The organism is Bradyrhizobium genomosp. I (2014), assembly GCF_000261685.1.
Lineage (GTDB): Bacteria > Pseudomonadota > Alphaproteobacteria > Rhizobiales > Xanthobacteraceae > Bradyrhizobium.
This window is the reverse complement of the sequence record NZ_AJQE01000445.1, coordinates 1-5,943: the sequence shown is the minus strand read 5'-3', so window position 1 is coordinate 5,943 and position 5,943 is coordinate 1. Positions and strand designations below refer to the sequence as shown.

Here is a 5,943-nt window from a genome sequence, read left to right as displayed (position 1 = left end):
TCACGAACTTCCGTTCCAGATGACTAGACCACGACGGCGTTACTGCTCGCACACGGCTACTAGCGTGGGTACCCGAGCGTTTGCGCGGAAGGATGGGCCATGCAGTCGATCCCTTGCTAGGTGTCGTCGGTGCCGGGGATCGTGCCGTTCTCGGAATACTGCCAGAGCTTCCGGTGCCGCGACGCCGACGTCTCCGGAGGTGACGATGCTGACGTCGACTCGACTTCAACCATTTCAACAGCGACGATGCAAACTTGGTCGCTTGGATCAGCCCTGCGGGCAGCAGGCCGCCGGAGCCGCCGCCGCCGCCGCCGCGGATGGTCGAGCAGCGCCTGGACGGCCTCGTGCAGATCGTCGAGCGGCTCAAACCCACCTTCGAGAAGGTCGTTCAATTCGAGCCGCAGCATCTCGTCATCCCAATCGGTGCGTCGAAGGCCTCGAAGAGACGCGACCAAGCGCGAAGCTCGAGACAATACCCGAGAGTGTACCAACAGCAACGGGACAGCTCGCAGAGATGGAAGCAAAAGTAAAAAGATCAAACAGCGTCATAGCAAGTCCGCCGATCTGGAAGCTAAGCGCGCGCTGAACCGCCTGAAGGAGGTTGACCCGGAGGGATATGAGGCCTTCCTTCGTAAGCGCGAGAACCGCGGGGACACTGGCGGTTTCGGCCCGGCTGGACGGGCGAGGCCATAGTCACCACCACATTCCTCGCCGTCGCATTCGCACAACTCTGGCGCGTCGTCGCCATGCGCAGCAGCCGCTCCGGTACCGTTTTCAACGAGTTCACGCGCAATCCATGGGTCTGGCTGCGCTCGGCCTGTACGGCCCTCTGCTCGCAGTCCCTCTCTACTGGCCGCCGATGACAGAGGTCTTCCACGTCTGCCACCGACGCTCACGATGTGGAGCATTGTCGCGGGCTACAGCCTGACGCCGATGCTGCTAATTCAGGTCAGCCGCGCCGTCATCGTGCTTGCCAAACGAAGCCGTTAAATGGTAGCCGCGTTGCTTGGCTCGAATTCGCCGTCTGCATCATCGTGATCGGCGTGGCCGGATGTATGCTCATGGTCATTGCGCCCTACGGAGTCCTGATCTCCGAGTGCGAGCCTATTGCCCTCAGGCGCCCGGCCAATTCCGTTCGCTCGCGTTCCCGCGGATTACAGCCCCCCGATCTCCCACAGCGGACCCAACGTCACTGCAAATTCGATCGCGAGGATGGGATGGCGGCTCGAACAAGAGCTCGTCCGAACGCTCTAGATGTTCTTGTTATGCGGTCAAGTTCGCCCATTCCACAGACCACCGATTGTGACGTCAGAAAGAATAGTGATCGCGTCTCAAGGACGTCAACAGCAGGGGTAAGCCTACAAGATCATGTAGTTGTAGTATTACTGTTTGCACGGCTCTCTGCTGGAGGCCGTTCGCTGACACGGGGGAGCCATGTCGACAGTTACCAGCGCAATTCGGCGCCTTTGGTGGCGACGCTTTCTTGTTCTTCTGGCGATCATCGTGGTCATTGCTTTGATCGCAGTCATGACCAGCTCCCAGCTTGGCGCGACAATCGAAGCTCTGACGCCGCCTGGTCTCCCTGAACCGGTTTCCGCGAGCGAGCAGGTTTCGCTCGATCAGGGCTGGAACGCCGAAGACGCCGATCGATTCCATCATAAAGCCCAGGGCACGCAGACCTTACCGATCCCGCTGTCATGGTTTCTCGCCCTGGAAGCGCCGCTGAACTCGCCTTTCGCTATCCCCTTTTTCAAACGAGAACGGTTTTCTGACAACCGCTATTTACTGCGGTTTGGATTCATAGAGTCTGCCGAAAGCGAGAACAATGAGTACGGTTTGCCGATCGGCTTTGCATATTCGCCGTTTCAGTCGATCCGCGGACTTTCGCGTAAGGAGACTGCCGTTGGATTGACCTGTGCCGCGTGCCATACCGGCCAACTGATCTTCAAAGAGAAGCGCTATGTCATTGAAGGCGGCCCCGCCGTGACCGATCTCGGTCAATTGACAAATGCGCTCCGCGCTGCGCTCGCACAGACCGCTTTGTCGGCAAAGCTACCCTTCTTCGACGGTCGCTTCGGGCGGTTCGCGAAGCGCGTTTTAGGAACCGAGTACAGCGATCTTACACGCGTCCAACTGTCCAAGGAGCTCGATGGAATACTTGGTGCTCTGATCGATCAGCCCGCTGGGATCGACGTCACGGAAGGGTTTACCCGCCTCGATGCGCTCAATCGCATCGGCAACCAGGTGTTCGCACTCGACCCCAAGCGCTACGGCAACTACGTCAACCTCAACGCCCCTGTCAGCTACCCGCACATCTGGACATCGTCATGGTTCGATTGGGTGCAGTACGACGGCTCGATTATGCAGCCATTGGTGCGCAATGCCGGCGAGGCGATGGGGGTTTCGGCGGAGCTCAACCTCACCGCCCCGCCCAAGGGGGGACGTTTTGCCAGCAGCATCCCCTTCGATAATCTGCACTGGATCGAACAACAGCTCGCTGGAAAGGACCTGCCGCTGGTGGCGAAAGCCTTCACCGGACTGAATGCGCCAGCCTGGCCCGACAGCTTTCCTGCGATCGACAAAGCCAAGGCCGCCGTGGGAGCCCAACTCTACGACAAACATTGCAGCGGCTGCCATCTTCCAGCGCTGACGCCGGACATCGTGCACGGCAAGGCCCCGGACGCGGAGTTCTGGAAGAACTTCGGCCCTATCCGCTGGCGCGGTCGCGATGGGCAGGAGAAGCAGACGAGGGAATCCGTACTCAACGTCAAGATCATCAAGCAAAGCCATATCGGCACCGATCCGGCCCAGGGCGACGTGCTGCGCAATCGCACCGTGGACACCGCCGGCAGCGAACTGGCCAGGGCGGGCCAGAGCAGCCCAGGGCTCGGCCTCGACATCGATGTCTGCCAACGGAAGGCTGACAACACGCTGGATACGATCCACCTCTCGGACCATGCGATGCAACTCTACGCGCTTGCGCTCGGCGCCGTGGTCCAATCCGGCATCGACGAATGGCTTCGGTCGACCGGGACGGTCCAAGCGGAGATCGAAGGCGATCGGCCGAACTGTCTAGCGGCAGGTTTCGGCTATAAGGCGCGTCCGCTGAACGGCGTATGGGCGACTGCGCCGTTCCTGCACAACGGCTCGGTGCCGACGATCTACGATCTGCTCAGCCCGGTTGCGGAGCGCCCACAAGTCTTCCTGCTCGGTGAGCCCAGCTTCGATCCTGTCCGCGTCGGTATCGTGACACGGACGGTCGCTCCTGAAGGCAGGACCTACGACAGCAAGGGCTACTTCATCATCGATACGTCGAGGCCCGCCAATCGCAATACCGGCCACGAATTCTCGAACGAGAAGCATGAGGGCGTCATTGGCCCTGCGCTGTCTCCGGAGGAGCGCAACGCAATCATCGAGTTCCTCAAGTCGATCTGAAATTGATTGGGTCAGCTCCAACTGGAGCAATAGCGAAGACCATCTCGCTCCCGCAGGGGGAAAGGTGGACGGAAGCCCGGATCGACCGACCAGGCGAAGCTTTTCGGAGTTAGGGTGCGGCAGCAATGGCGGAACAGAAACAGGGGCCGGCGGCGAAGTTCCTGAAATGGATGATCGCCAAACATCCGGATGCATTGTTCGCATTCATCCGGCGCGTCAGGCCCAACCTGGCGTTGGGCGCCGCGGGGCCGGTGTTCATCACCCGCTTCCCCGACGTGCAGGAAGCGCTGAGCCGCCCCGACATCTTCAACGTCACCTATGCGCCAATGATGGACCCTTCGGTCGGCCCCTTCATGCTCGGCCGCGACTGCACCGAAATAAACCAGCGCGACAAGGGTATCATGCGCGCCTTCATGCGCATGGAGGATCTGCCGGCAATTCGCCAGAAGGTGCGCAGCCTCGCCAATGCGTCTGTCGAAAAGCAGATCTATACCCAGAACCAGATCGAGGTGGTCAGCACGTTGTCGCGCCTGGTGCCCATTCAGCTGACCCGAGAATATTTCGGCTTTCCCGGCCCCGATCTGGCCTCGATGTTCCGCTGGTCGCGCGCGACGCAATATGACATGTTTCACAACCTGGACAAAGATCCGAAGGTGCACCAGGACAACATTGACGCTGGGCAGGAGATGCGCGCCTATCTGACACAACTGCTCCCGCAGCGGCGCGAGCAGCTGAAAAATGGGGCGCCGCTCGAGGACGTGTTCAGCCGCCTGCTGAATAGCCATTTTGACGATTCGATCGGCTTCGCCGACGAACGCATTATTACCAATATGATGGGCACACTGGTCGGCGGGATTGAGACCACATCGGCGGCCATCGTGCAGCTGCTCGACGAGTTGTTCAAGCGCCCGAGGATCCTGAAGGAGGCCATCGACGTCGCCAGCAGCAACAACGACCATCTGATGTATCGCTATTGCTGGGAAGCGCTGCGCTTCAACCCGATCAATCCGTTCGTGGTGCGCCACTGCCGGACCGATTACCGGATAGCCAAGGGCTCGCTGCGCGCGACGACAATCAAGGCCGGCAGCACGGTGCTGATCTCGACCCGGTCGGCGATGCGCGATGGCTTGCAACTGCCGGCGCCGTCCAGCTTCGCGATCGACCGGCCGGAGTCGGTCTACATGCATCTGGGCTACGGGATGCACACCTGCCTCGGCGACCAGATCAGCCGCATCCAAGTTCCGGAAATCGTTCGCCGCATCCTGCAAATCCGGGGCGTCCGTCCCGCCGCGGAGATTGACTACGCAGGAGGGCCGTTTCCAGAGCGTTATCCCATCACCTACGACACGCCGGTCTGAAGGCCGGACTTCCCAGCAACGAGCCGCGAGTACCGATCCGGCCGCTGGCGTGGCGGCCTCTGGCGTCAGCACTAGGTCGGTCGTCGCGAAGTCTCCGTCACGCGATGCGCGTGAGATGCGTGAGGCAATAATCAATCGTGTCGGTGGTGTGTTCCGCTTGCGAAACACATCAATAGATGAGAGGCAGAGCTTCGCATGCGCGGCTACTACATTGGCTTACCGAGGAAATGGTTTAAGCGAACGGAAGCCGTACGCTGAAGCGGGCCTCGGCAACCGGCAGTTATGCACGAACATCGCGCAATCAGCGCAACAGCAATGATACGCTCAAACGGCACCTGCAGGATCACCATTACGCACGACGCCGACGACTACAAACAGCGCATAGCATCGAGCGCTGCTTCTGCTCGCTGATACACTCTTTCGACGCTTGGCACCCGTTATGACAGGCGAATAGGACAGGCGAACCGTAATTTTACCGGCTTCTTCATCGATCTCGCGGCCGCATTGGTCTGCGGTTGCACGCGTTTCCCCGTAGCTGTCCGGATTGGCAAGTGTTGGAACACGGTGTTCTACTTGAAAGAACACCGGCTGAGGGATTTTATACTTAAACTGTCTTTTCACTAAATTCCGGTGGCGAGGCCGCGGGACTGCATCGTCTCGCGGCCCCATTGATTTTTCGTCGTTGAGGTCCGGGCGAGCTCCTCCACCGAATTCCGACTCTTTACTCCCAGAAGGGGTAATCGCTTCGATCGCCCGTTGGCATTCAGACGCGTCAAATTCGGGCCGTCGGCAAGTCCTCGCTGGACAGCATTCCGGAGTATGTTGTCGTGGAGTGCACATGGCTGCTGCCAACCTGATCGACAGTAGCGACAGCGATCGTACGAAAACGCGCTCCGCATCGAACATGGCGCGTGCTGTTTGACGTCCCAAGATGGCTGGAGTTCTCCCATCGAGACAGCTTCGGCCGAGCTTGTTTGGCTTTCTGGCTCTGCCAAAGGGCAGAGCCAGACTGATACAACAAAGTCGGCTCGCTGTCGCGCGCGCCATCGAAAACTGCCCCCTCGACGTCACGAGGAATTGCCCCCTCCTTGGATAGCCGAGGAGAGAGCGAATGAACGAGGAACAGAGCTGGCCCCGGTTGTTTGGACAG

General features: G+C 59.9%; 4 protein-coding genes. 2 read left to right on the top strand and 2 right to left on the bottom strand.

All coding sequences use genetic code 11. The features are described 5' to 3' along the window. Positions 1-116 precede the first annotated feature (116 nt). Positions 117-407: a hypothetical protein gene (locus tag IC50_RS37625; protein ID WP_011082854.1), complete on the bottom strand. Its 291-nt coding sequence runs from the start codon at positions 405-407 to the stop codon at positions 117-119. A gap of 1,027 nt (positions 408-1,434) precedes the next feature. Between IC50_RS37625 and IC50_RS37620 the strand changes: the two genes are divergently transcribed. Beyond that, positions 1,435-3,435 carry a c-type cytochrome gene (locus IC50_RS37620; protein ID WP_011082853.1) on the top strand — a complete coding sequence of 667 codons (2,001 nt, stop codon included), beginning with the start codon at positions 1,435-1,437 and terminating at the stop codon, positions 3,433-3,435. 125 nt (positions 3,436-3,560) lie between these two features. Further along, positions 3,561-4,793, top strand: coding sequence for a cytochrome P450 (locus tag IC50_RS37615; protein ID WP_011082852.1), 1,233 nt, complete (start codon positions 3,561-3,563; stop codon positions 4,791-4,793). A gap of 324 nt (positions 4,794-5,117) precedes the next feature. On the opposite strand, the gene IC50_RS41880 is transcribed toward IC50_RS37615, so the two are convergent. Beyond that, entirely contained in the window at positions 5,118-5,414 is a 297-nt protein-coding gene (locus IC50_RS41880; protein ID WP_125459386.1) for a hypothetical protein, read from the bottom strand. Between the last annotated feature and the right edge of the window lie 529 nt (positions 5,415-5,943).